General features: G+C 48.4%; 17 protein-coding genes and 1 pseudogene. 8 read left to right on the top strand and 10 right to left on the bottom strand.

Features of this window, described 5'->3' with window-relative positions:
- From NDI34_RS23230 to NDI34_RS23215, 4 genes and pseudogenes are all read left to right on the top strand, one after another.
- Window positions 1-83 (top strand): annotated as a pseudogene (locus NDI34_RS23230) (IS5/IS1182 family transposase); the annotation flags it as partial.
- A gap of 178 nt (window positions 84-261) precedes the next feature.
- Window positions 262-1,167 (top strand): ABC transporter permease, encoded by a 906-nt coding sequence (locus NDI34_RS23225; RefSeq protein ID WP_190426687.1) that lies wholly within the window; start codon window positions 262-264, stop codon window positions 1,165-1,167.
- Between the two features lie 196 nt (window positions 1,168-1,363).
- Window positions 1,364-1,807: a hypothetical protein gene (locus NDI34_RS23220; protein WP_339380350.1), complete on the top strand. Its 444-nt coding sequence runs from the start codon at window positions 1,364-1,366 to the stop codon at window positions 1,805-1,807.
- Between the two features lie 177 nt (window positions 1,808-1,984).
- Window positions 1,985-2,884 (top strand): ROK family protein, encoded by a 900-nt coding sequence (locus tag NDI34_RS23215; protein ID WP_348233981.1) that lies wholly within the window; start codon window positions 1,985-1,987, stop codon window positions 2,882-2,884.
- Window positions 2,885-2,957: 73 nt separating this feature from the next.
- On the opposite strand, the gene NDI34_RS23210 is transcribed toward NDI34_RS23215, so the two are convergent.
- The 3 genes from NDI34_RS23210 to NDI34_RS23200 all read right to left on the bottom strand — a co-directional run bounded on the left by NDI34_RS23210 (window position 2,958) and on the right by NDI34_RS23200 (window position 5,519).
- Window positions 2,958-3,374 (bottom strand): hypothetical protein, encoded by a 417-nt coding sequence (locus tag NDI34_RS23210; RefSeq protein ID WP_190412837.1) that lies wholly within the window; start codon window positions 3,372-3,374, stop codon window positions 2,958-2,960.
- Window positions 3,375-3,492: 118 nt separating this feature from the next.
- The gene (locus NDI34_RS23205) at window positions 3,493-5,166 is read right to left on the bottom strand and encodes a CTP synthase (protein WP_190412838.1); all 1,674 of its coding nucleotides are present in this window, start codon (window positions 5,164-5,166) and stop codon (window positions 3,493-3,495) included.
- A gap of 179 nt (window positions 5,167-5,345) precedes the next feature.
- A complete protein-coding gene (locus NDI34_RS23200) occupies window positions 5,346-5,519 on the bottom strand; it encodes a hypothetical protein (protein ID WP_190686557.1) in 174 nt (57 codons plus the stop codon).
- A 182-nt stretch (window positions 5,520-5,701) separates the two neighbouring features.
- On the opposite strand from NDI34_RS23200, the gene NDI34_RS23195 reads away from it, so the two are divergent.
- Complete coding sequence (locus NDI34_RS23195) at window positions 5,702-6,253, top strand: pyridoxamine 5'-phosphate oxidase family protein (RefSeq protein ID WP_348233980.1); 552 nt, start codon at window positions 5,702-5,704, stop codon at window positions 6,251-6,253.
- Between the two features lie 56 nt (window positions 6,254-6,309).
- Window positions 6,310-8,085 (top strand): N-acetylmuramoyl-L-alanine amidase, encoded by a 1,776-nt coding sequence (locus tag NDI34_RS23190; protein WP_190536179.1) that lies wholly within the window; start codon window positions 6,310-6,312, stop codon window positions 8,083-8,085.
- Between the two features lie 90 nt (window positions 8,086-8,175).
- Here NDI34_RS23190 and NDI34_RS23185 read toward each other — a convergent pair whose 3' ends face one another.
- From NDI34_RS23185 to NDI34_RS23170, 4 genes are all read right to left on the bottom strand, one after another.
- A complete protein-coding gene (locus NDI34_RS23185; protein WP_348233979.1) occupies window positions 8,176-8,967 on the bottom strand; it encodes an Rpn family recombination-promoting nuclease/putative transposase in 792 nt (263 codons plus the stop codon).
- A gap of 69 nt (window positions 8,968-9,036) precedes the next feature.
- Window positions 9,037-11,151, bottom strand: coding sequence for a TIGR00300 family protein (locus NDI34_RS23180; RefSeq protein ID WP_348233978.1), 2,115 nt, complete (start codon window positions 11,149-11,151; stop codon window positions 9,037-9,039).
- Between the two features lie 218 nt (window positions 11,152-11,369).
- Window positions 11,370-12,053, bottom strand: coding sequence for a GDSL-type esterase/lipase family protein (locus tag NDI34_RS23175; protein ID WP_348233977.1), 684 nt, complete (start codon window positions 12,051-12,053; stop codon window positions 11,370-11,372).
- A gap of 123 nt (window positions 12,054-12,176) precedes the next feature.
- Entirely contained in the window at window positions 12,177-12,446 is a 270-nt protein-coding gene (locus tag NDI34_RS23170) for a hypothetical protein (RefSeq protein ID WP_348233976.1), read from the bottom strand.
- Window positions 12,447-12,603: 157 nt separating this feature from the next.
- Between NDI34_RS23170 and NDI34_RS23165 the strand changes: the two genes are divergently transcribed.
- Complete coding sequence (locus NDI34_RS23165) at window positions 12,604-16,077, top strand: NACHT domain-containing protein (RefSeq protein WP_348233975.1); 3,474 nt, start codon at window positions 12,604-12,606, stop codon at window positions 16,075-16,077.
- 51 nt (window positions 16,078-16,128) lie between these two features.
- Here the strand turns inward: NDI34_RS23165 and NDI34_RS23160 are convergent, their stop codons facing one another.
- The 3 genes from NDI34_RS23160 to NDI34_RS23150 form a co-directional block, all read right to left on the bottom strand.
- Window positions 16,129-16,404, bottom strand: coding sequence for a hypothetical protein (locus tag NDI34_RS23160; RefSeq protein ID WP_348233974.1), 276 nt, complete (start codon window positions 16,402-16,404; stop codon window positions 16,129-16,131).
- Between the two features lie 195 nt (window positions 16,405-16,599).
- On the bottom strand, window positions 16,600-19,716 hold the full coding sequence (ppc, locus tag NDI34_RS23155) for a phosphoenolpyruvate carboxylase (protein WP_190412848.1): 3,117 nt from the start codon (window positions 19,714-19,716) through the stop codon (window positions 16,600-16,602).
- A gap of 206 nt (window positions 19,717-19,922) precedes the next feature.
- Window positions 19,923-20,171, bottom strand: a complete 249-nt coding sequence (locus NDI34_RS23150; protein ID WP_348233973.1) for a hypothetical protein — start codon at window positions 20,169-20,171, stop codon at window positions 19,923-19,925.
- 432 nt (window positions 20,172-20,603) lie between these two features.
- Between NDI34_RS23150 and NDI34_RS23145 the strand changes: the two genes are divergently transcribed.
- Window positions 20,604-23,864 carry a DUF1574 domain-containing protein gene (locus NDI34_RS23145; protein WP_348233972.1) on the top strand — a complete coding sequence of 1,087 codons (3,261 nt, stop codon included), beginning with the start codon at window positions 20,604-20,606 and terminating at the stop codon, window positions 23,862-23,864.
- The last annotated feature ends 220 nt before the right edge of the window (window positions 23,865-24,084 follow it).

Below are 24,084 nucleotides of genomic sequence, written 5' to 3'. Positions count from 1 at the left end.
CGATTGCAACGCGCTACGACAAGCGTGCGGTTAACTTTCTCGGTGCGATTCACCTCGCTGCTACGGTCATCTGGTTGAATTGATGACACGCCCTAGCAAGGGTTTTAGGAATCAGGCGCATAGAATTCGCAGCTATACCAACAAAACCTGCTAGACAAGGGTTTAAAATGAAGTCCGCGTAGCATCCGGACTTCGCTTTCTGTTCCCTTCTTCTGAAGGGGGGTTGGCGTAGCCGCGATTTATCATCGCCAGGATATATTGATGACCCCGACAAAACTTCCCTTACCTCGACTTTTACGTTTATCTGGGCGTCCCAGTCTCTCCATGCAGATGATGCGGGTGGGAATTGTTATCACCTTGATGTTCGTGCTAATAGCTTTTCTCACTCCCGCATTTCAGGCTTGGGGATGGGTGCAAAATCCCTTGGAGTCCTTGGCTAATCCGATTCATGAGCCGCCCTCGTGGCGTCATTGGTTTGGTACCAGTCGCCAAGGGTACGATGTTTTCTCGCGCACCCTATTTGGGAGCCAAGCGGCGCTGCAAGTGGTTATCTTGGCAACCGTGTTGAGCCTTGTCATCGGGGTGCCGTTGGGTTTAGTCAGCGGTTATTTGGGTGGTAGGTTGGATCGGGTGCTGCTATTTTTGATGGATACAATTTATACGTTACCGGGGCTGTTGCTGTCGGTGACGCTGGCGTTTGTGGTGGGACGAGGGGTCTTAAATGCCGCGATCGCGCTCAGCATTTCCTACATTCCCCAATATTATCGAGTCGTCCGCAACCATACGGTTAGTGTTAAAACAGAACTGTTCATCGAAGCCGCTCAAGCAATGGGGGCAGACACTTGGAGGGTTCTCTCTCGCTACCTGTTTCTTAATGTGATTCAGAGCGTGCCTGTATTATTCACTCTGAATGCTGCCGATGCAATTTTGATTTTGGGCAGTTTGGGTTTTCTAGGGTTAGGGCTTGCCGATCAGGTTCCAGAATGGGGCTACGATCTCCGTCAGGCGCTGGATGCTCTGCCTACTGGCATTTGGTGGACAGCGCTTTTCCCAGGCTTAGCGATGACGCTGATGGTGGTAGGGTTGTCTCTGGTGGGAGAAGGATTAAGCGAGTTTGTGAATCCCCGGTTGCGGAGAGAAAATTGGAACCAAAAATCCCCTGAATAGAGTCAAATATTTTATCGGTAATGGGTAATCGAAACCTTTTTATACAATGACCCATTACCAACGATCCATTACCAATAAGCACTGCTGCTGAGATATGAAAGACAATATTTCTTTAATTGCTGCCGCTACAGGTGGTTTTATGTTATCTATTGCGATCGCTGGGATACTTAGGGCGGCACCTGTCACAGGTTTGAAGGTGCAAGCCAGTCCCAACACGGCCCAAGTATCGGATTTGCAGCTTAAACCTGTTTATCCCGATGAAACTGTTAGTTATACCCTGAATGAAAGGTTTTCTGTAAAAAATTCAATGCGCGTTCTTCCACAAATTAAGGGGGCGTTGAATAGTTTTCACACTTTGACGGAAAAAAGTAAATCTGCTTTGGGAGAAAAAGCTATCTCTGAGGTAGGAAATACTGATTGGGAAGTTCAAAACTTGGGCTTTACTAACTGGGTTGCTTCCGTTGAAGGGACAATTAAAAAGCAAGATTATCAGATGAAAAAGCTGGAGTTTGAATTAGCGAAAAAGCAGTATGAAGACAAAGAAATTGTAAAAGCAGTATTAGACCAGAAAGCGGTAAGTTATCAGCAGGCTAAGCAAGAATTTCAAAAGTTCTGGAATTCTTTTAAAATTTCAGACTGATATTAAGGGTCGTGGATTAAATAACTGACAAACTTCACCTTCTGTAGGGGCATTGCAATGCAATGCCCCTACAGAAGGAATTGGGACTTTATAAATCAGCTCTAAAGGTTGGGAAAAGTGACAAATGGCATGAATATAGATAAGTGGTATTAGTTTTTGGAAATTAGAAGAACGGTTGTGGTGAATCGGGAAGTAATTGGCATTGATCTGGGAGGAACGGCAATTAAGCTGGGGAGGTTCCGCGAGGATGGGACTTGCTTGGAGTCGTTGAGTGTGGCGACACCGCAACCGGCAACACCGACAGCGGTTTTGGATGCGATGATAGAAGCGATCGCGCATCTCGATCCGGAAAGACACGCGATCGCGCTCGGTATCGGTACCCCTGGTCCCGCCGATGCATCAGGTAGAATTGCTAGAGTCGCGATTAACCTGGCAGGCTGGCATGATGTACCCCTCGCAGATTGGTTAGAAGCCAAAACAGGTTTACCCACAGTTCTGGCTAATGATGCTAACTGTGCTGGGATGGGAGAAGCTTGGTTAGGAGCTGGACGCCATTACCGGAATTTGATTCTGCTAACACTCGGTACAGGTGTGGGGGGTGCGATTATCCTCGATGGGAACCTGTTTGTGGGTCATCAAGGTGCCGCCGCTGAGCTAGGATTAATTACCTTAAATCCAGAGGGTCCGCCCTGTAATAGCGGCAATCAAGGCTCTTTAGAGCAATACGCCTCAGTAGCCGCCATTCGCCGCCGTACAGGGTTAGAACCAGAGGAACTGGGCAAGCTGGCAAGCACAGGCGATCGCCAAGCATTAGAATTTTGGCAAAGCTACGGACGCGATCTCGGTGTTGGATTATCGAGTCTCATTTATGTTTTAACGCCGGAAGCGATTATCATTGGCGGCGGCGTTAGTGCAAGTGCAGAATTTTTCTTTCCGGCTGCACAAGCAGAAATTGAGCGGCGGGTGCTGAAGAGTTCCCGTAAGGGTTTGCACCTAATAAAAGCTGAGTTAGGCAACCAAGCTGGAATGGTTGGGGCGGCAAAATTGGCTTGGCAAATTTTGAAGACTGAAAGTTGAGGGTTCAGGGCTGGGGACTGAGGGTTGAGGATTGAGGAGTGTTAGTCTCAGCACTTGTCGTTCTCCCTACTGGTTAAAATGAGTGCCCGGTTTTCTGTTTGATATATTCCAAAATTTTCTGATAGCAATCCGGGTCATTCTGCTTGTTGATAATGATGGGAATAGCACTATTCGGCAACCAGAACGTGAGCCTACCGTTAGAAGAATAGGAAAAGCTACTGATACGGTTGAGATCGACTACATATTCATTCCGTTCATAACTAACTTTGATCCAAGATGCTGCCAGTGAATGGAAGCTAACTTGTTGAATATAGTCCATTACTTGCTGATAGCCATCCGGGTTACTTTGACGGTTGATAATAATTGGGATGGCACTATCAGGCAACCAAAAAGTTACCTTACCGTTCGGGGTGCAAGCGAAGGCACTGATGCGGTCAAGATCGATTACATATTCATTTCGCTCATAACTCACTTTAATCCAATACGCCACATGACCTCCTCACATTAAGGTGAGTTCTGGCACTGACAACGCTCCCCCGCGCAAGTGGTTGGTGGAAAGCAGGACGTGAAGCGATCGCTTTCCGTCCTGCTGGAATTGCCAGCAACTGTTAAGATACCTCAGCTGCTTGGAGCGTCGCATCTTCTTGGGTAGGCTGTGAGGAGTCAGAACGAGCAAGTCCGGGGTCAAGCTGGGCTAGTGCCGCTTGAATCAATCCCTGGAACATCGGGTGGGGATTACTGGGTCGAGAGCTAAATTCCGGGTGGAATTGGGTGGCAATAAAGAAAGGATGGTTAGGTAGTTCAATAATTTCCACTAATCGCCCATCCGGCGAGGTACCGCTGATCGCATAGCCGGTTTCTAAAAACAGGTTGCGATAAGCATTATTAAACTCATACCGATGCCGATGCCGTTCGTAAACCACTTCTTCTTGATAGAGCCGGAAGGCTAGAGTATTGGGCGCTAAACGACAAGCATATAGCCCCAAGCGCATCGTGCCGCCTAAATCCACCACATCTTGCTGTTCCGGCAACAGGTTGATCACCGGATTCGATCCATTCGGGGCAAATTCAGCACTATTGGCATCTTCTAATCCTGCGACGTGTCGCGCCCATTCAATCACCGAACATTGCATCCCCAGACACAAACCGAGGAAGGGGATCTGGTTTTTACGGGCGTATTCAATCGCCGCAATTTTGCCATCGACACCCCGAACGCCAAAACCTCCAGGTACTACAATGCCGTTCACACCAGCCAGGTAAGTTTCGGCACTGCCCGATTCGATGCTTTCCGAGCTAACCCAACGGAGGTTAAGGTCACAATTCATTGCGATCGCTGCATGGCGCAAAGCTTCCAACACTGAGAGATAGGCATCTGTTAACCTTACATATTTACCAACGATGGCAATCTCTATCCGGTGAGTTGGATGATATAGGCGATCTACTAAGATTTTCCACTGGCTCAAGTTGGGTTGGCGTTGCTCTAGTTGCAACAATTCTAGGGTTTGCTGTGCTAGTCCTTCCCGTTCTAAAATCAGCGGCACTTCGTAGATACTTTTGGCATCTTGGGCTGTAATCACGCACTCGACGGGAACATCGCAGAACTCTGAGATTTTTTCTTTGAGTCCTGGGTGTAGAGGGCGATCGCATCTACAAACTAAAATATCCGGTTGGATCCCGATCGACCGCAATTCCTTCACCGAATGCTGCGTCGGCTTGGTTTTCATCTCCCCTGCCGAGGGAATCCACGGCATCAGGGTTACGTGCATATACAGCACGTTATGACGCCCCACATCTTTGCGGAACTGACGAATTGCTTCCAAAAATGGCAGGGATTCAATATCGCCCACCGTGCCGCCAATTTCCGTAATCACCACATCCGGGTTGGTATTTTTGGCAACTCGCTGGATGCGATCTTTGATTTCATTCGTAATATGGGGAATTACCTGCACGGTGCCCCCCATATAATCGCCACGACGTTCTTTATTGAGTACCGCTTGGTAAATCGAGCCAGTTGTGACGCTATTGAGCCGAGACATGGACGTATCGGTGAAGCGTTCGTAGTGCCCCAAGTCCAAATCCGTCTCGGCACCATCTGCCGTTACGAACACTTCTCCGTGCTGAAAAGGACTCATCGTCCCCGGATCGACGTTAATATACGGATCTAATTTCAGGATAGAAACCGAATAGTCACGCGACTTCAGCAAGCGTCCTAAACTTGCTGCTACAATTCCCTTGCCAATACTGGAAACCACGCCGCCGGTGACAAAGACAAACTTAGTCATAAAATGCTTAAAAGAAGAGCCATGTCGGCAACCCACCCCGTTAATTGTGCCACAGTCTTAACGAGTTGTTCGTTGCTTGTTGTTTGCAGTCTGCGATCGGTGATCGCTGGTTTGTAAAACCTTGGCAGAGTGGCTTTGTTGGCTGCCTTATCACCTATCCTATAGGAACGATAACAAGGCTAACAGTTGCTTTGCGATCGCTTATAGACCTTCAAACCCCTCAAAGGACTGACGACGGACAATTCCCACGCTTGGGCGATCGCGCTTTTGGTACGGTTTAACCCCTGAGTGACACTATTTTTGGCTTTGACTGAGTACCTCCCGACTTCGCTTCTAGCATCTGGTATTAGCACTTTGCCTTTACCGGAAGTTAGACGAAATCGATAGCTTCGTTCCTTTCAATGCCATCAATCCCACTCGTTTTCCTGCCAATTAGATTCTAAACTATTGATACCTGGTAATGCTTCGACCTCTGTAAATTGCTTGATAATTAAAATACTATTAACTGGATAATCGGTGGGCTAAGACACTAGATATGGCTAAAGTTTACGATGAATTAAATCAGAATCTCCGAGACTTTATTCAGGAGCAGAAAATCTTCTTTACCGCGACTGCACCGAAAGAAGGTCGGATTAATTTGTCGCCTAAAGGAGTAGATACTTTCCGCTGTATTGATAATAATACAGTGGCTTACCTTGATTTAACTGGGAGTGGCAACGAGACCTCCGCTCATTTACATGAACCAGGAAATGGGCGGATGACGATCATGTTTTGCAGCTTTTCTGAAAAGCCTTTGATTCTTCGTTTATACGGTCAGGGAAAAGTAATTTTTCCAAGACATGAAGCCTGGGACAAATTTTATTCCTTGTTTACGCCAATCTTAGGAGAACGTCAGATCGTGGTACTTGAGATAAAATTAGTACAAACTTCATGCGGATATGGCGTGCCCATTTATGAACTGAAAGAAGAAAGAAAAACTATCAGAGAATGGGGTGAAAAAAAAGGGAAACAAGGAATCTTTGACTATTGGTGCGAAAAGAATCAAAAGAGTATCGATGGACTCCCCACAAAACTTTTACAAGATTAAAGAAACTTTTTTAGTAATTTTATCCTCTAATTGATGTAAGGAACTTAGGATTTAACATGAGAAACATCCTGGGATTGGCTGTATTAGGGGTGGTTATGGCAGCACCAGTATCGGCAAAACAATCTCTTTACGTTTCCTATCCTCCTGCTAGCCATAAAACCACAGCTGACCGAATTTTCTTAATTGGCACAGCTCCACCGCCCGGAAAAGTGTTGGTAAATGGGAAGGCGATCGCGCGGAGCAAACAGGGGCATTTTGCTCCCAGTTTTCCGTTAAAGCCGGGAGAGAACCTCTTTACGGTGAGCTATCAAGGTCAAGCCGTCAAACTTAAAGTTACGCGGGCTGCCGCCCACCCTGAGCCACCAAAGGGGTTGGCATTTGCCAAAGATTCCCTGACTCCATCGCAGGATCTCGCCAGACTACCGGGTGAATTGCTGTGTTTCGGCGCGGTTGCTCCTGTTGAGGCCAATGTTTCCGTCAATTTGGCAAATCAAACGATTCCGCTGACTAACCAGCAGCAGGTTGTACAGCTACCAGCGAATTCTGCTGCCTTAACCGCACAAAATCAGCCCTATGCTGTCGCTGGGGCAGGACACTACCTGGGTTGTGCGGCAGCGGCGGCGGCGGCGGATTTGGGTCGTCCCCAGTTCAAAGTAGAAAAAAATGGGCAGATTGTGAGTCAGGAGGGACCGGCGAAGATTCAGATTCTCTCTCCGGCCCAGCTAGAAGTGGCTGAGGTAATTGTTGATGCTGGGGTCGCCCGAACCGGGCCAAGTACGGATTATTCTCGTCTGACACCGTTGCCAAAAACTACGCGAGCTACAATTACAGGGCGAGACGGGGAATGGGTGCGCTTGGACTATGGCGGTTGGATTAACAGTAAGGAAGTTCAAATTGTCAAGGGTTCGGTGCCACCGCGATCGCTGATTCGCAGTATTCGCGCTCGGAAGATTCCCGGTGCCACAGAAGTCATTTTTCCCTTACAAGTGCCGGTACCGCTCGTTGTGCAGCAGGGCGATCGCACGCTGACATTAACGCTGTATAACACGACGGCGCAAACGGACATCATTCGCCTCGACCCCGATCCCGTCATTTCTCGCCTGGATTGGCAACAGGTCGCCCCAGAAACCGTTCAATATACGTTTAATCTCAAATCCGCTCAGCAATGGGGTTATACGGTGAGATATGAAGGCACGAGCCTGATTTTATCTCTGCGCCATCCCCCTCGTCTCACCTCTGGCCCCTCCCCTCTCCGTTCTCAGTCTTCCAACAAGCCTTTATCTGGAATCAAAATTGTTCTCGATCCCGGACATGGCGGTGAAGACAGTGGCGCAGGAGGACCAACCGGCTATCCCGAAAAAGAGGTGACGCTCACCATGTCAAAGCTGATCGCCACTCAGCTGATTGCACGGGGTGCCACAGTGTACCTGACGCGGGAGGTTGATAAGGCGGTGTCGTTGCCAGAACGGGTAGCAATCATTGACGCAGTGAAACCGGCAATTTCGCTTTCAATTCACTACAATTCCCTCCCCGATGAAGGAGATGCCCAGAATACGCAGGGTTTTGGGACTTTTTGGTATCATCCCCAAGCCCACAGCTTAGCGATGTTTCTGCATAACTACATCGTGACTCAGGCGGGGCGTCCTTCCTACGGCGTTTTTTGGGATAACTTAGCCCTCGCGCGTCCTGCCTCTGCACCCTCTGTATTGCTGGAATTAGGTTTTATGAGCAATCCAGAAGAATTTGAATGGGTGGTCAATCCGCAAGCGCAGCAGAAGATGGCGGCAGCGATCGCTGAAGGCGTTACCCAATGGTTCAAAGTCGCTCGGTAAATACTCTTGTCGGCAGTAGGCTGGGTATGGGCATTCCTTTTGCAATGATTTGGGCAATGAATTCCCATCCCAGCAATACTAATTAAGTGCCTAATCGGAAGTCTTCGCTTCTGCGGCTTGTCTGACTTGCTCAATTGTCAAACTTAAAGCCTCTGCGACCTGTTCCACAGTCAACCCTAATGTCAATAATCGAGACACTGCTTCTAATTTTGCTTCCAGTTTACCCTCCTCGACGGCGTCTTGATAAACTCTAGTTTGCTTTAACTCACTGAATCCAAACATTGCTTCCATCTCCTGGCGAGTCATTTGTGGAAACTTATACAAAACTATTGTCTCAATCAACTCTATAACTTGTCGCCTGATGGCTTCATCAGCAATTTCTTGACTAGCTTTATTCAGTAGCTGCCTTGCCAACTCGGTGGCTTTCTTTTTAGTTTCTACGACTAATTTCACCACTCCCACGCCAAGAGATCGATCTGCCGCTTCTCCTAATTCATCCAAATATATCCGCCTAACTCGCGGACTGGTCAGTAATTCTCGATACTGCGCTTGTACGCCAGGATCTAGGCTTCTGTTTTTAAAGATTACTGCTCCGCGCCAATCATTCGGTCGCTCATATTGAGAGAGGTATAAAAATATTTCGCCAAAAAAGCGCTGATAGAACCTTGGATCGCCTTGAAATTGTACTTCTACAAAATAAATGGGTTGGTCGGCAGAATCGTCAGAGGGTAGAAATAAACCATCGATACGAAAAGCAGTTTGTTTAACTTCAACTGAAGTGAATTGATAGGTGTTACCCGTTGAAGCAGGTTGACCAATCAATTCAAAGAAGATGCTGGGAAAAGCTTGGAATAGTTGATAGAAAATGCTGTCTGTTTTCACGCTTTCAGAGCCACTATTGGAAAAAAAAATAGGGCGGGCACTGCCCACCCTATCGTGTTTACACAATAATTAAGCTGATTGAGCAATGTGATAAGGACTGGTTAACTTATCCAGCTGTTGCACTAACAGACTGAGGAATAACCCGACATCGGTGACGACGCCGACGGATTCGACAGAACCGCGATCGCTCAATTTGGTGACAACGGCTGGGTTAATATCTACGCAGACCATCTTCACCCCGGCTGGGGTCATATTTCCCACCCCAATTGAGTGCAGCATCGAAGAGAGCATCAAAATCATGTCTGCACCTTGCAGCAGTTGGGAATACTCTTCCTGAGCTTTAATTAAGTCCATCTGAGTATCTGGCAGGGGGCCATCATCGCGGATGGAACCGGCAAGGCAGAAGGGAACGCCATTGCGGACGCACTCGTACATGACACCGCTGTTGATCGCACCGTTCTCAACAGCTTTGGCAATACTGCCATAACGGCGAATTGTGTTAATTACTTTCAGATGATGGCGGTGTCCACCCCGAACGGCGACGCCGCGTTTCATATCCACACCCAGAGAGGTTCCCAACATAGACTGCTCGATGTCGTGGACAGCGATCGCATTTCCTCCCAGCAACGCTTGCACATAACCTTGCCGAATCAGATGCGTCAGGTGTTCGGCACCGCCCGTATGAATCACTACTGGCCCTGCTGTTACCACAACTTTACCGCCAGCATCGCGAATTTTGCGAAGTTCCCAGGCAACTTGTTCGACCACCAATTCCACTCGGCGTTCGCTGGAAACCCCGGCAGACATAAAGCTGAACTCTTGGGTGTTGCGCTGTTCGCGGGATTCCGTCTTCCGCACTGTGCGGATACCGACGACATCAACGACTACCTGTTCGCCAAGTTCTAAATCCCGCAGCAGTTTACACCGTGCTACCCGTCCGTTGGGAGTCTGGGTAATGGCGATCGCGCCATCCATGCGCTGATCTTGCACCCGCACCCACTCCCCATTGATTCTGACTTCTGTGGGATAAATGGTGGACACATAGAAATCATCTGGCGCTACCCCAGCTTGGATGACATCTTCCAGCTTGGCATCACGCTCATCTTGGGGCAAATTCACTGCACCTAAATCGATGAGCTGCGACAATATCGCTTCCATCACATCGTGGGAAGGAGCCGACACTTTCACCTCCGCAGAGGAGGTACTTTGCCGTTGCTCTCCCAGGCTGAAGTTGAGAACCTGGAAGCTGCCCCCATTTTCTACGACTAAATCTAAAGCACGGTTGATTAAGCCGGAGTCCAGCAAATGCCCTTCTAGACGAATCGTGCGGCTTTCCACCGAGACATTGGCATGGACTTCTTCTCGGACGGGTTCCGTCACCCGCAGCGTCAGGCACTTGGCAGCGCCACCGGCTTTCAAAAATTCTGTCAGCGGCGTTTCGATGACTTGGAATCCAACATCGGCAAGGCGTTTTTTGAGTGCCTCACTCGCCTTATTCATCACTACAACGTGGTCAATATTCACCGCGTTGCAGGCGAAGTTCACCGCATCCGCTTCCTCAATGGCAATCCGCTTCTCCGGCGCAACTCGCATTTCAATCAAGCGGTTGGTGTAAGAATCAAATGCGGGGGGATAGTAGAGCAAATAGCCGCCACTCAAGGGACAGAAGCAGGTATCCAGATGATAGAACCGCTCATCCATCAGTCGCAGCGATAGCACTTCGATGTCGAGCCACTTTGCCAACAACGGGTGAGAATCGAGTTCTGAGCGGAAGCCGTATCCCGCCCACAACCAGCGCCCCTCTCGATCCAGCAGCGCATCACCAGCGCCTTCAAACGGCAAGTCCTTGGGCAGTTCATGCACCTTATAGCCTTTTTCCTCAAACCATTGCTTGAAATAAGGCTCCTCACCCTGCCGCTCTTTGTGGAAGAAGCGGCTCAGGACGACGGTATCTCCCAGCACCAGCCCAGCATTGGCTGTAAACACCATATCAGGCACACCGCGTTGGGGTGCAACCAAATCGACAATGGCGTGGTCTTTGAGGACGTAGTGAAGCTTTTGCCATTGCTCTACGGCGCGATCGCGCGAGGATTTGTGAATATTGCCCTCCATCCAGGGATTAATCACATAATCCACGTCGTAATGGTCGGGAGCGCACATGAGGAAGCGGATCGAGGAGGTCATAAAAGAATCTCTAGTGAAATAGACAAGGGCAAACTCTTATTGGATACAGACTTTCTACGATCCAATTCTGTAGGACTTGTTACGAAATCTTTACCTCTTATTCGTAACAGCGAAAGTCAGCTCTAGAGGCTAATGTCTATTTTATTCTTTTACAACCCAAGGGGCTTGACAAAAATTGATTTAGTGGAAATATTTAACAGTTTGAGAGCAAATCGCTCCTATGTTTGATTAGCACTCCGTCGATATTGCAACAAAGCTGGAGGCCAAGTAGCCTGGGCTAACAAGGGCTGTAAATTTTTAGCAACGCGGGTGGCTAAAACCTGGTGTCCGGCTGCGTTTGGATGAATGATATCTTCTTGCCGATTTTTCGGATCATCTACAATTCCGGTTAAAACCTGTGGAATTAAATAAGCCTGTGTATCTTTAGCAACACGCTTATAAAGTTCGTCATATTCATCTTCTATGTAGCCGAGATTTATTCCTAGCAGCACAACAATTGCTTTTTGTTGTTGAATCGAAGTGACAATTTGTCGCAAGTTCTGTTCTGTCTCAGTTTTGGGAATTTTTCGCAGAAAATCGTTTCCGCCTAATTCAACAATTACTAGCCAAGGTTCTGCCGCGATCGCATCTTTTTGTAAGCGACTTAACCCCATTGCGGTTGTATCGCCGCTAACACCGCGATTCAGTATTGGCAAACCGAGTTGACGACTCAACACGCTGGGAAAAGCTTCTGTCTTGTCCACACCATATCCAGAAGCGATGCTATCGCCTAAAACGATAACTTGCTTACCAGCACCGGCTTTGAGGTTTTTGACATCATCGAAATTGTTGCCGCAACTGGTGACGACAAGCAGGGAAGTAAACAGCAAACTAAAGAACCACACCCATCGGCGTTTTTTCATACAGTTTTCCAATTCAACTCAACGATATTGCAGATGGTTAGCGGTAGGGGCAAAGAAGAAAGCGCGATCGCCTATGCCACTTAACCGAAATTATTAATGCGAATGCTTCACCCCGCGCTTCGTCTACTGACCACTTTTTTCGGCGCGGTAAGCATCGATAATCAAATAAACGCCTTGCGCCAACATCATAAGGATGACTAATGGCAAGGATGTTCCCGACATAACTGAAATAATGCCCCCGATATCAATCAATCCTGCTTGGATAAGAAATGATACAGCGCTGGCTTTCTTAAGATTAACTGAGTCTGAGGACAGGATAAGAACAACTAAGAGTAAAGCTTGAAGTTCTGGGTTTTCAACTATAAGTAAATATTTGAACAGGTTAGTAGTCATTTGTGGAATTGCTGAACCGTACAATTCCACGAAAGCGAATTGACTGGGGAAACCGCAGAACTCTTAGGGACAGAGATTAAGTGACCCTTTCTGACCCTCATCAAACCGTGACGCCGCTTAAGCTATTAATATCCGCAACTGCTCTTTTCCGTTGACTATGGCTGAAATCCGCAATCGCAACACCGTTCAGGTAAACGAGGCTGGAAAGCAGAAACTCATAGAAGGTAAGGCTGCTAAACGCAATTATGAGGGCAAGCTTTGGACGTATTTGGACATTGCTGAAGCCTCTGGAGTGGGTGAAAAGACGGTTAAGCGGTTTTTTGCAGGACAATCTGTTGATTTGGATAATGCGATCGCAATCGCTACAGCCTTAAATTTAGAACTAGCAGAGTTAATCGATCCGAAAGAGTCGAATCCTCCAGATGCAACCCCAGAAAACTCGATTGACTGGCGCGATATCTGCCACAAAATGCTGGAGGAACAGCTGAGGCGTTACCAATTCCGGCGACAGGCGACGGGTACGGGGTTGGGGCATGAGGTGGGTATCTATGTGCCGCTGGGATTGGTGAAACCGACAACTCAGCCTCGACGGAGTGAGGAGTTTTGCCCATCCCCAGATGAGGGGCGGTTGCAATATCAGCTAAATGAGAAGGAAATTGAGAAGCGGTTTGAAGCGGATGCGTTTCTCCGGGAGGTGATAGAGGCGGGGGAAGGCAAGACGATTGCCATTATTGGGGAACCGGGGGCGGGGAAAAGTACGTGGTTAGAGCAAATTGCCCGTCATCTCAAAAATTCAGAAAATGTTTCCCGGTTGCCAATTTGCATTCAACTGGGGAGTTTGGATGGGAAAACCTTGGAAGAGTATTTACTCCAGGTTTGGCTAAAGGAGGCGCTGTCTCTTCAAGGAATGGTGGTATCAGCCCAGATGCAAACTGAGTTGATGCAGTTGTTTAATTCTCATCAGGTGTGGTTGCTGTTGGATGGGGTGGATGAAATACGGGCGGATACATCCACGGGGGCAAATTCGCCTCTACAAGGAATTGCCAATCAGCTGAGGGGTTGGGTGGCGCAGGCGCAAACCCTGTTAACCTGTCGGCTGAATGTTTGGCAGGCGAACGATCGGGTAGTGCCGAATTGCGATATCTATCGCACCCTGGATTTTGACGATTCGCAGGTGGTGGAGTTTATTGGGGAGTGGTTTGCCAAGGCGGGGAAACCTCAGTTAGGGAAGCAGTTACGGGAGAAGTTAGGGGAATCGGGGCGGGAACGGATTCGAGATTTGATTAGAAATCCCTTACGGTTGGCGCTGTTGTGTCAAACCTGGGCGGTGAAGCAAGGGGAGTTGCCGAAGACGAAGGCGATGCTTTACCAGCGATTTCGAGAGGATTTCTATGAGTGGAAGGCACATCCATTGCTTACCGAAGACTTGGATAAGCAGGATGAGTTGCATGAAGCATTCGGGAAGCTAGCACTGGAAGCAATTAATAAGAAGTTGCCACTACGGAAGAGATTTGTTCATAAGGTAATGGGTAAATCTCTGTTTAAGTTAGCAACGGAGAGTGGATGGCTGAATGAGGTTTACTGCGATGCAGAAACTGATGAACCTGTCTATGCGTTCTGGCATCTGACATTTCAGGAATATTTTGCAGCGTTGGCGATTGATGATTGGCACTTTTTCCTGACTCACGACAATGACAATCCTCAACCGTTACCGGGGAATGTTTACCGCATTTTTGAGCCGCAGTGGAAAGAAGTAATTTTACTGTGGCTGGGGCGACCAAAAGAAGAAGTCCTAGAAAAACAAAAAAATGAGTTTATAAATACATTAGTAAATTTTGAAGATGAACTTGGGGGTTTTTATTGGTTTCAAGCAACTTTCCTAGCTTCAGCCGGAATTACAGAATTTCCTCGCTATAACGGCGCTGATAAAATTGTGAACAAGCTTGTCGAGTGGGGTTTTGGCTCTTTTGACACTGTAAAACAAAAGTGGTCTAAATGCCTCGATTCAGTTGCTCAGGGAGCCAGATCAGCCTTGATAGAGACAGATCATAACAAGGTAATCAACCTCCTGACAAAGCAATTGCCCACCGAGCAAGATAAGGGTCGTGAAATTGCTAAAATTTTAGGACAAATTGGTGCTGGCAACTCTAAAGCTATCGAAGCTCTGATTAAGCTACTTACAGGCAATTATCTGCTCGTTCGGCATGAAGCTACTGAAAGCTTGATAAGAATTGGTGTTGGTAACCAATATGCTATCAATCAATTGAAATATCTATTAGAGACTAACTTAAATCAGTGGATTGCTATTCTAGTTCTTAGGATTTTGAAAGTAATCGATTATAACAAGAAGTTTGTTATTGACACCCTGACTGATCTGCTTGCTCCCAGTCACGATGAGGAAATACGTTTACGAGCAGCTCAAGAGCTTTTGGACATTCACAATAGTGATTCCACTGCTATTACCACTTTAATTGAGCTAAGGCACAGTAAAAACGACTATATTTTTTTACGAGCCGAAGATAGTTTATGTAAGATTAGTGCTAGAAATTCAACTATCACTACTGCCTTGACTGAACAACCACGCTGTAAACCTAAGTTAGTTAGTGAGGATAAACAATTATGGGAGAGCATCCAAAAAAATCGTAATACAGCTATTAAAATTGCAAAATTGAGTAATAAAAAGGTCATAATTAAATGGCTGCTCAACTACAAAGATAGATCATTGCGTGTGGCACTTGTAAGTAAATTGAGCGAACTTGCTGCTGATGACCATACCATCGCTAATGCTCTAGTTAAACTAATTTATACCAGCAAAGATGAGGAGGTTCATGAGGGTATCGCTTGGTTTTTGAACAAAACTGTATCTAGGAGCGAAAACTCCATCAACGCTCTGGTTCACCTGCTAAGAACTAGCGAAAGGATGTTGACACAGAAGGAAGCTGTTGACAGCTTGAAAACATTACTTCACGGTAAGCTGCTTTCTCTAGCAGTCACAAGCTTAAGGAGTTGTCTAACAGAGCAAGTCTACAAAAACGATTTCAATCGCTACAATGCTAGCTACAAAATTATCTGGCACTGCGCCCAAAACATGAATTACTTAGACTTTTACCAAGCTTGGCACAATCCAACTTCCGCTCATCCAGAAATTCAAGAAACCACGGCTTTCACTTCCTACGACTCCCAGCAAAGCCTCAACATATCTAATTTACCCAAACTTATCAACACAGCGATCGCTAATAACTCCAACCTCAACGACACCATTCACCTCATTTGCATTGACAGCAGCAAATTCGAGAACCCAGATAACCCCGCCTCGGAAATTTACGCCGAGATGGTGATGCAAGGCTGTCCCGAACGTCAGAATGGGGAACCGGAAACGATGCAAGCTCTCAAAGTTTATTGTCAGCTAAAATGCCAGGAAGTCTTCCTAATTTTTTACGAAGATACAAGCAGCGAAACACCCCAAGGCTTCAGCCAAACTTTCCTCACATCTCTGAGCAAGTTTCATAACGCGAGGAGAATTTGTGTAGTGTGCGAACAGCCTTGCAATCTCCAAACATTCTCTCCCAATCAGCCGAATTTAGTTGCCGATATTGTGAGTTGGATTCGAGAGAAGATGATGGAAGAATAAAGCGCGCTTTATTCTCCTCAACCCGCTATTAAACTTCCTCTTTATATCAATTCACTCAGGCTGCTTGTGGTGAGTTGCCAAACCCGCGATAAAAGCTCCCACAACCATTCCACCCCACAAGCCGCTGCTGCTGCCTTGCATATAAGCTCCCGGCATCATCCAAGCTTGGCACGCTGTCTTGAATGCTGCAAATTCTAAGGTATTTTTTGTCACATTTTCGCAGCGTTGGTTATCAGCCATTAACTTAATTTGTACACCCATGTAAGCACCGAAACAACCTGATGCTAACGCCATAAAAGTACAAATTAACATACGTTTTTTATTCATGGCTAACAGCTAATGGCTAATTATTTGTAATGGTTAATGATATCAAATCCCGTTTATTCCCCACAATTCTCCGGAACCCCACCCCGCCAGAGCCTGCGTCTCCGGCTCCCCTCCCCGCAAGCGGGGAGGGGCTGGGGGTGGGGTTCTTTTATGGACAATTCAACAGATTTGATTTAACTGATTAGCCATTCCCCATCAACCCGTATTCCGCATCCCGGCAGCAATCCCGTTAATCGTTAACAGCGCCCCGCGTAGCAATTCGCCTTTACTGTAACGAGAATGGACAACACCAGACGCTGCTTGCTTGCCATGTTGACGCAGGCGTTTTAGCAGAGAGACTTGCAAGAAGCCCAGAGGGACAATCGTGCCGTTGCGTAACTGCACAGACCTTTGCAGGACTGGATCGCCATCCAACAGCCGTTTGTGACCCGCAATCGTCAGCACTAAATCGCAAGTGAGGTGAAACTCGCTCTTGATTTGCTCAAACAAGGCTTCAAAGCGATCGCGATCTTCCGGGTGGGATAACTCTCGCACGTAGTGGTGAGCAATCTGCAAATCGACTTTCGACAAGGTCATTTCTGCTTTAGAAATCGCCATCTTGAAGAAAGGCCACTTAAAGTAGAAATAACGCAGCAGCTTCAGATTTTCTTCGGGTTCTTCGTTCAAAAACTCTTGCAATGCGGTTCCGACGCCGTACCAACTCGGCAGCAGGAAGCGCGTTTGCGTCCAGCTAAAGACCCAAGGAATTGCCCGCAGACTCGCTAAATCCTTTTTACCGCCGCGACGAGCCGGACGAGAGCTGATTTGCAATTGGCTGATTTCTTCGATAGGCGTCACCTGGTGGAAGAAATCGACTAAATCCGGTTGTTCATAAATCAAGGCGCGATAGTGGGCACGCGATCGCGTCGCCAACTCTTCCATGATTTCGTTCCACGGCTCAATATCATCAAATCCGGTTCGCAGCAAGCTTGCCTGAATCACAGCGGTTGTCACCGCTTCCAGGTTGTACAGAGCTAACTCTGGCAACGAGTATTTAGAAGCCAGCACTTCCCCCTGTTCGGTAATTTTGATCCGCCCATTGATACTATGACCGGGTTGAGCCAGGATCGCTTCGTAGGCGGGACCGCCGCCGCGACCGACCGAACCGCCGCGCCCGTGGAAAATCCGTAAGGCGATGCCGTACTGTTCGGCGATTTTTTGTAGCACTTTCTGAGCTTTATGGATTTCCCAGTTACTGCTCAAGAAGCCGGAATCCTTGTTGCTGTCTGAGTAGCCCAGCATCACCTCTTGCAGGTTATAGGTTGGAGATTCCAAGTTGGCAGGTTGGTTTGAATCCTCAACCTTTAACGCTTGCGAATCTTTAACGTTTTCGTAGCCTCCTGCAAGACAAGCGCGATACAAAGGCAGTTCAAACAAATCTTGCATGACTGCGGGTGCCCGCTTCAGGTCTTCCACCGTTTCAAACAGCGGCACTACCATAATGCTGCTCTTTCCTGTGGAGGGGTCATACAGACCCGCTTCTTTTGCCAGCAGCAGCACTTCCAGAACGTCGCTGGCTTCCCGGTTCATGCTGATGATGTAAGTTTGGCAAATTTGAGAACCAAACTCTAGCTGGAGCTGCCGCAGCATTCGGAAGGTTTCAACGGTTTCGCAAATTTTTTCAGAAAATGGCAATTCTGCTGGAATCAACGGGCGCTTGGTTTGCAGTTCCGTTGCCAGCCACAGCGCACGCTCGGCTTCCGATAGATCGTTGTATGCCTTAGGCAGAATTTGCAGGTATTGGGTTATTTCGTTGAAGGTGTCGGAATGGCGAGTGCTTTCCTGGCGAATATCTAAGTGCGCCAAGTTGAAGCCATAGATTTCCACCTGGCAAATTAAATTTTCCAGATCCCGGCACGATAAACCCGTCTCAATCAGGTTCCGGTGAATTAGCCGCAGTTCTGCTAGAAATTCTTCTCCAGAGCGGTAAACGACGTGAGACTGGCTATCTGAGATTTGCCGATGCAAGTTTTCGCCATCCGAAAGTCGCCGGTTGCGATCGCTGGTATTTTGCAGACGCTGCTGAATGTATGCCAGCTTCAGGCGGTAAGGCTCTTGTCGGTATCGAATTGCCAGATGCTCGTATACTTCTGGCATTTGCGACCGATCCTGCTCTAAGGAGTCCAGCAAATCTGGCAAGACATCGCTCCAGTGCAACGACAAGCTGAGCTGATTTGTCAGTTGCCGCAACGATTGGATATACTTCTCCAGCACTAAACCGCGCTGATAGCAAGCGGTTTGCCAAGTGACTTTCGGGGTGACTGAGGGGTTTCCATCCCGGTCTGCCCCTACCCAAGAACCAAACTGGCAGAAGTTGTTTACAGGGGGAGTAAGTCCCGGAAAAGAAGCTTTTAAGGCACGTTTTAGGCGTTGATGAAGCTGGGGAATCGTATCAAACAACACTTCCTGGAAGTAGTGGAGGGTGTAATCCACTTCATCCAACACGGTTGGTTTAAATTGATGCAGTTCGTCGGTGCGCCACCAGAGGCGAATTTCTTCGGTTAATTGTTCGATGCAAGCCTCTGCTTCCCAAGAAGTTGTCAAACCTAAGGCTCTAAATTCTTCTTCTGCCTGGTCTAGCTGTTGCAGAATCTTAGCAATCCGCTGCTGTTTGCCGCGAATCGTATGGCGAACAATTTCCGTCGGGTGAGCGGTAAAAACTAGCCGTACGTCCAGATTGTCAATCAACCGCTGGATTTGCTGCGGAGGCACATTCATCTGGCGCAAATGGGGAAACAACCCGTGGAATGTCCCGGCATTTCGTTTGGCTGTGCCATCGTGGTGCCAGCTCTTTTCGAGCAAATCCGCGCCCGGTCCGCCGTTTTGGTTTTCTTCCTCCATGTCCTCTGGCGACAACACAATGGCGGAGTCCCCATCTCCTTGCAGGCTAGGAAGTTTACGCGGTGCTGCCTCACCAGCAGGAGCATTGTATGTAGCACGTCGGGAAAGCTGCTGATCGCGCTGTTCGTAGTGCTGCTCGACGATGTTAATGAGCTGGAAGTAGAGAGCAAAGGCGCGTGAGGCTCGAATCGCTGCATTGAGATCAAGCTTTTCGATCAGCTGAGGTACTGACTCAGGCAATTCTGTTGCCTGTCCTTCTGGCGAACACCTCGATCGAAGTTGATTAAGCAGATCGACCAGTTCCTGACCGCATTCCTGCTGGAGAACAGACTCCCATAAGTCCTCCACCACTTTGAGGCGATGACGTAAAAATAAAGCAGAAGTAGATGTTACCGTCAATGGCTGATCCGTCGATTGCAGTAGGGAACTCATAGAGTCTATTCTCTCTAAAGAAGAATAATCACCTAATTTTAGGGTTTCTAGTCCCAGCAAGTGGTTTACAGCGAACACCAACTGGGTTTTTCCAGAAAAAGGGAGGGGTTGCGAACTGACTCTTTCAGCGCTAGGCTAACGCCTCGCTTCAAAGACACGCGATCGCGTCCTAGTTTGTCGGCGAGCGTATTTTTATCTACTTTCCGCTACTCTTCCTCATTTTCCCCTTCCTGTGATGTGTTTCCTGGGGTGGGTACGTGGAGAACCGGCAAGCGATCGCCCCGAAATACTTCCTCACTATTTTGTCCAATGGCACATAGCAATTCGCTGACTGCTTTGATGCCTAAAACTCCGAGTAGCATCGGCACCGTGGCTAAACTCAACAAAATTTCGGGAGTTGCAGACGTTGCATTCTCGGCGGTTGACGGTTGCTTTTTGTTAGGAAGAGTTTGCATGGGAGAAGGTCTAGATGAAAACTAATTTTTTTTTAGACAAACAAATAAAAGAGGTCAGAATTTAAACAGCACAAGGGGCACTTATCCTTCTAGTTTATGCATCTGAATAATACAGCGATAGCCTCCTAGGGCATAGTAGGAAGGGAACACGCTCCTCAGCGCTACTGTCCTAAGCGCGGGGCGTTCGGCAAATAGCTATGGCAGAAGGGCAATAATTCGGTAGCACCAATGGCAGTCTTGTGTAAGACTACTGAGAATCTAGAAGCAATTGTACAAAGCTTGGGGACGTTCGGAGCGGTTAACGCTTGCTGAAGTATTAAGTATGAAGTATTAAGTATGAAGTATGAAGTGTGAAGTATATCCTGAAATTTTGGTGTTCAACCAATTTTTCATCCTTTGTGACAACCTTTAAGCGCGACTTCCAATCGCAGGGTGCGCCCTCCGGGCTACAGCGTTCATGCTTCATCGTCTTTTCATCTGTTGCAAGTCCAGGGTACTTTCTTTGTGATGTTGGATGCCGATCCGATCGCCTATTTAGAGGGTCAATCCTCCCTCGCCCAGTGGGTTTCCCGCGCTATCGGTCTTCCGGAAGTGCGCCTACGATTTCGCTTACGAGGGAATAACCTGCATATTCTTTGTGAAGGCTCCGCATGTCCGCCTGCTGGACCCGTTGTGAGCCGATTTGTCGAGGCACTGAAGGGGAAGGAAGGGGGAGCTGGGTTCCCCCCGCAAGAAGCTCCCATTGACCAGGTGATTCTTTATGGTCGGAAACTGGGCATCCAGCGCCCAGACTGGATCAAGCAAATTCACCTAGAGCGGCTGCAACTGCATCAGGCGTCAGATGCCGCAGGCGTGGCTGCTGCGACGCCGACGGATGGGCAGGAAATGACTGCCGAGCGAGGAGTAAGTAGCGATGCTGACGGGCTGAGAGTCTCCAACCGCAGCCTCGCTCGCTCCGGTCAACCAGAAGCGATCGCGCGTTATCTGAGCGAAACTCTCAGCCCAATGGGAGTCGGCGTCAAGGTCGTGATTCAGACGCTTGGGAGGGAGCCAGGAAGCCGGGGAGCCGGACAGCATCAAGAATTGTCCCCTGCTTCACCAGTGGTTTCCCGTCGTCTGTGGGTACTTTGCGATTCTAACTACAGCACCGATGAGTCGCTGATGGCGGAGCCGGTGGCGGCTCAGTTACGAAATTTGAAGCTGGAAGGGTTTCGGGATGCCGTGATTTGCAGCCAGGTTCGAGGAGAAGCGGCTCCCGACTGGCGGCTGCGGGTGGATCTGACCCCTCCAGAGGAAATGCTCAAGGATTGGGCGCGTTGGGGAGATATCCAAGCGATCGCCCGCTTGCTCAATCAAGTGTTAAACGCGCAGGAGATGCAAATCTCCGCAGTTTTGAAAGATTCAACGCTGCATTTATTTTGTAGCCAGAAGCTCTTCAAGCAGCTAAAAGCAGCGGGCGACACCGCATCTGCCACGAGCGATGCGGCTGAGATTGCGATCGCTGCACCCGATCGAAAAACCGCAACGAGTGCGATCGCTCCCGTTTTAGAGTCTCTGACAACGCAAGGCATTCACGCTGCCACCATTTACGGCGTTGAGACTCACGGTGTAACACCAGTCCCGGAACAAGAAACGCCAATCTGGATTGAATGGCTGAATTTACCTGCGTCCAGAGATCCCGCTTTAGCAGAATCCACTTTGGAATTGGCGCAACGGGGCGATCTGAACGCAATTCAGTTTTTATTGCAACGCTTACTCAATCCCGACCTAGACGAGCGATTAACAACGGGTGGCATTCGTTTATCTCTGCGCCGCAAACAAGATTTGTTGCACATCATGAGCGAGGCACTCTCTAGTCCGCAGCAATCTGCCGTCGGGCCACCTGTTGCCAAGTTTCTGCGCGGGTTGGCGATTCCTGGCATTAAAGGGGTGCGAATTTATGGGCGTCGCGCCGGTCACTCCACCCCCTTGTGGCAGATGGGCGTTGATTTCACCCCTCGCAAACGACTGGTACCGGAAGCAACCCCAGAATTTGCTGCCAGCGATGTTTATCTAGGAGATATCCTCTCTGGCAGTAACGAACCCGTTCTGCGTTCTGATGTCACTAAGGAAGACCTCAAAGCAGCCGCTAGCGCTGTCTCTTTCAAAGTGACTCGAACCATCCAGCAATGGTTATGCGCTTCCCAATTGTTTATTCCCACGGTGGAGATTAAAGACCTGGCACCCGTCGCCTCAGGCAAACTTAGCACTTCCACCTACACTTATTACCAAGGTTTCGTCGTGGCTTTGGTCTGGGGGATGCTGGGATTCTTGCTCACGGTGCAAACGGATTGGTTTCTGTCTGCGATCCTGAAGTCAAAACCACCCATTAATCAAGCGTCAGCGGTCAGCGGCAAATCAACCCTTGACCCACGAGAACCGATCGAGGATACGTCAGTTCCCTTGCCCCAGATGTCTTTGCAAAAATCTCGTGGTTCAGAGGCTCCTGTATTCAATTCCGAAGGATTCACTCGCCAAGGAGATATCACCGTAAGGAACGAGGGTGAAAAGTCCCAGCGGAATGCCGCATCAGCAGCAATTTTGGCAGCCGCCCGAAGTTCTAATCCCTCTTTTAATAACCGCCTGTTAGACGAAAAAGTGGCTCTCTACCAACAGATGCTGTTACAAAGACGGGGAGTGCCCCCGGATGTTTGGATTGTGGGCAGTTCTAGGGCAATGCGGGGGGTCGATCCTCAAGCGCTGGAAGAAGCACTGGCAGCGCAGGGATATCCGGGTGTTCAGGTGTTTAACTTTGGCATCAACGGTGCGACGGCTCAAGTAGTAGATTTGATGGTTCGCCAAGTTTTGACGCCAGAGCAACTGCCAAAACTGATTATTTGGGCGGATGGTGCCAGAGCGTTTAATAGCGGGCGGATAGATGCCACCTATAATGCGATCGCTAACTCGCAAGGCTACCAACATCTGCTTGCCGGTACTTTCCCCAAGCAGAATTCAACCCCAGGAAGTCCCAGCCGAACGACGGCGACACCACCGGCTAAAACTCCGGCGACGGCGGATAAAGGAGCTAGTGGTTCCTTAACACAAAGCTATCAAATGGTTAATAATTGGCTCAATGAAACGCTAGGAACGTTCTCAGCAACTTATCCCCAGCGCGACCAAATGAAAACGCGGTTGCGAGATCTGTATGTTGTTTGGGCAAAACCAGCGAAAACAACTTCTGAGGGAGCTACCGATACTCCCCAAGCATTGACAGCCAGCCAATTTGCCATCGATTTTGATGGCTTCCTTCCCCTCACCGTTCGTTACAATCCTGCCACCTACTACAAGCAATATGCCAGAGTCAGCGGCGACTATGACAGCGATTACTACGCTTTCAAGATGGAAGGCAAGCAAACCCAAGCGCTAGAATCGCTGCTGCAATTTACCCAAGCGCGTCAAATTCCGATTGTTTTTATAAACCTGCCTTTGACCCAGGATTACTTAGATCCAGTACGCATAGAATATGAGCAAGAATTTCAGCGGTATATGCGATCGCAAGCAATCCAAAAAGGGCTAATTTTCCGAGACTTAAATCAGCTTTATCCTACTCAACACGATTATTTTTCCGACCCCAGCCACCTCAACCGCTACGGTGCTTATGAAGTTTCTAACCAGCTAGCCGAAGATCCCATGATTCCCTGGCCTGCTAAATAGGACTGAGTTAAGAGGGCTGAGGACTGAGTGAACCAGGAGTGAAATGAGTGCCCAATACCCAAGATGAATTTATCCCGTTCTTTTACTTAGCTCAATTCTTCTTATTTAACCTGAGTTCGGGATAAGGAGGGGACAAGCGAGTAAGCTAAAAGTCATCACACAACAGCTTTACAGGCTCGTCCCATGCTTAGTCTAGAAGAACTTTTTTGCTCTGTCGATG

This window comes from Trichocoleus sp. DQ-U1, assembly GCF_039961925.1.
Taxonomy (GTDB): domain Bacteria; phylum Cyanobacteriota; class Cyanobacteriia; order Cyanobacteriales; family FACHB-T130; genus FACHB-T130.
This window is presented reverse-complemented; position numbering and strand designations above follow the sequence as displayed.

Excerpts from the sequence above, each read along its gene's own strand:
- NDI34_RS23225 (WP_190426687.1), top strand. The coding sequence starts at position 262 with ATGACCCCGACAAAACTTCCCTTACCTCGACTTTTACGTTTATCTGGG.
- NDI34_RS23205 (WP_190412838.1), bottom strand. The coding sequence starts at position 5,166 with ATGACTAAGTTTGTCTTTGTCACCGGCGGCGTGGTTTCCAGTATTGGC.
- NDI34_RS23195 (WP_348233980.1), top strand. The coding sequence starts at position 5,702 with ATGGCTAAAGTTTACGATGAATTAAATCAGAATCTCCGAGACTTTATT.
- NDI34_RS23190 (WP_190536179.1), top strand. The coding sequence starts at position 6,310 with ATGAGAAACATCCTGGGATTGGCTGTATTAGGGGTGGTTATGGCAGCA.
- NDI34_RS23180 (WP_348233978.1), bottom strand. The coding sequence starts at position 11,151 with ATGACCTCCTCGATCCGCTTCCTCATGTGCGCTCCCGACCATTACGAC.
- NDI34_RS23175 (WP_348233977.1), bottom strand. The coding sequence starts at position 12,053 with ATGAAAAAACGCCGATGGGTGTGGTTCTTTAGTTTGCTGTTTACTTCC.
- NDI34_RS23170 (WP_348233976.1), bottom strand. The coding sequence starts at position 12,446 with ATGACTACTAACCTGTTCAAATATTTACTTATAGTTGAAAACCCAGAA.
- NDI34_RS23165 (WP_348233975.1), top strand. The coding sequence starts at position 12,604 with ATGGCTGAAATCCGCAATCGCAACACCGTTCAGGTAAACGAGGCTGGA.
- NDI34_RS23160 (WP_348233974.1), bottom strand. The coding sequence starts at position 16,404 with ATGAATAAAAAACGTATGTTAATTTGTACTTTTATGGCGTTAGCATCA.
- ppc (WP_190412848.1), bottom strand. The coding sequence starts at position 19,716 with ATGAGTTCCCTACTGCAATCGACGGATCAGCCATTGACGGTAACATCT.
- NDI34_RS23150 (WP_348233973.1), bottom strand. The coding sequence starts at position 20,171 with ATGCAAACTCTTCCTAACAAAAAGCAACCGTCAACCGCCGAGAATGCA.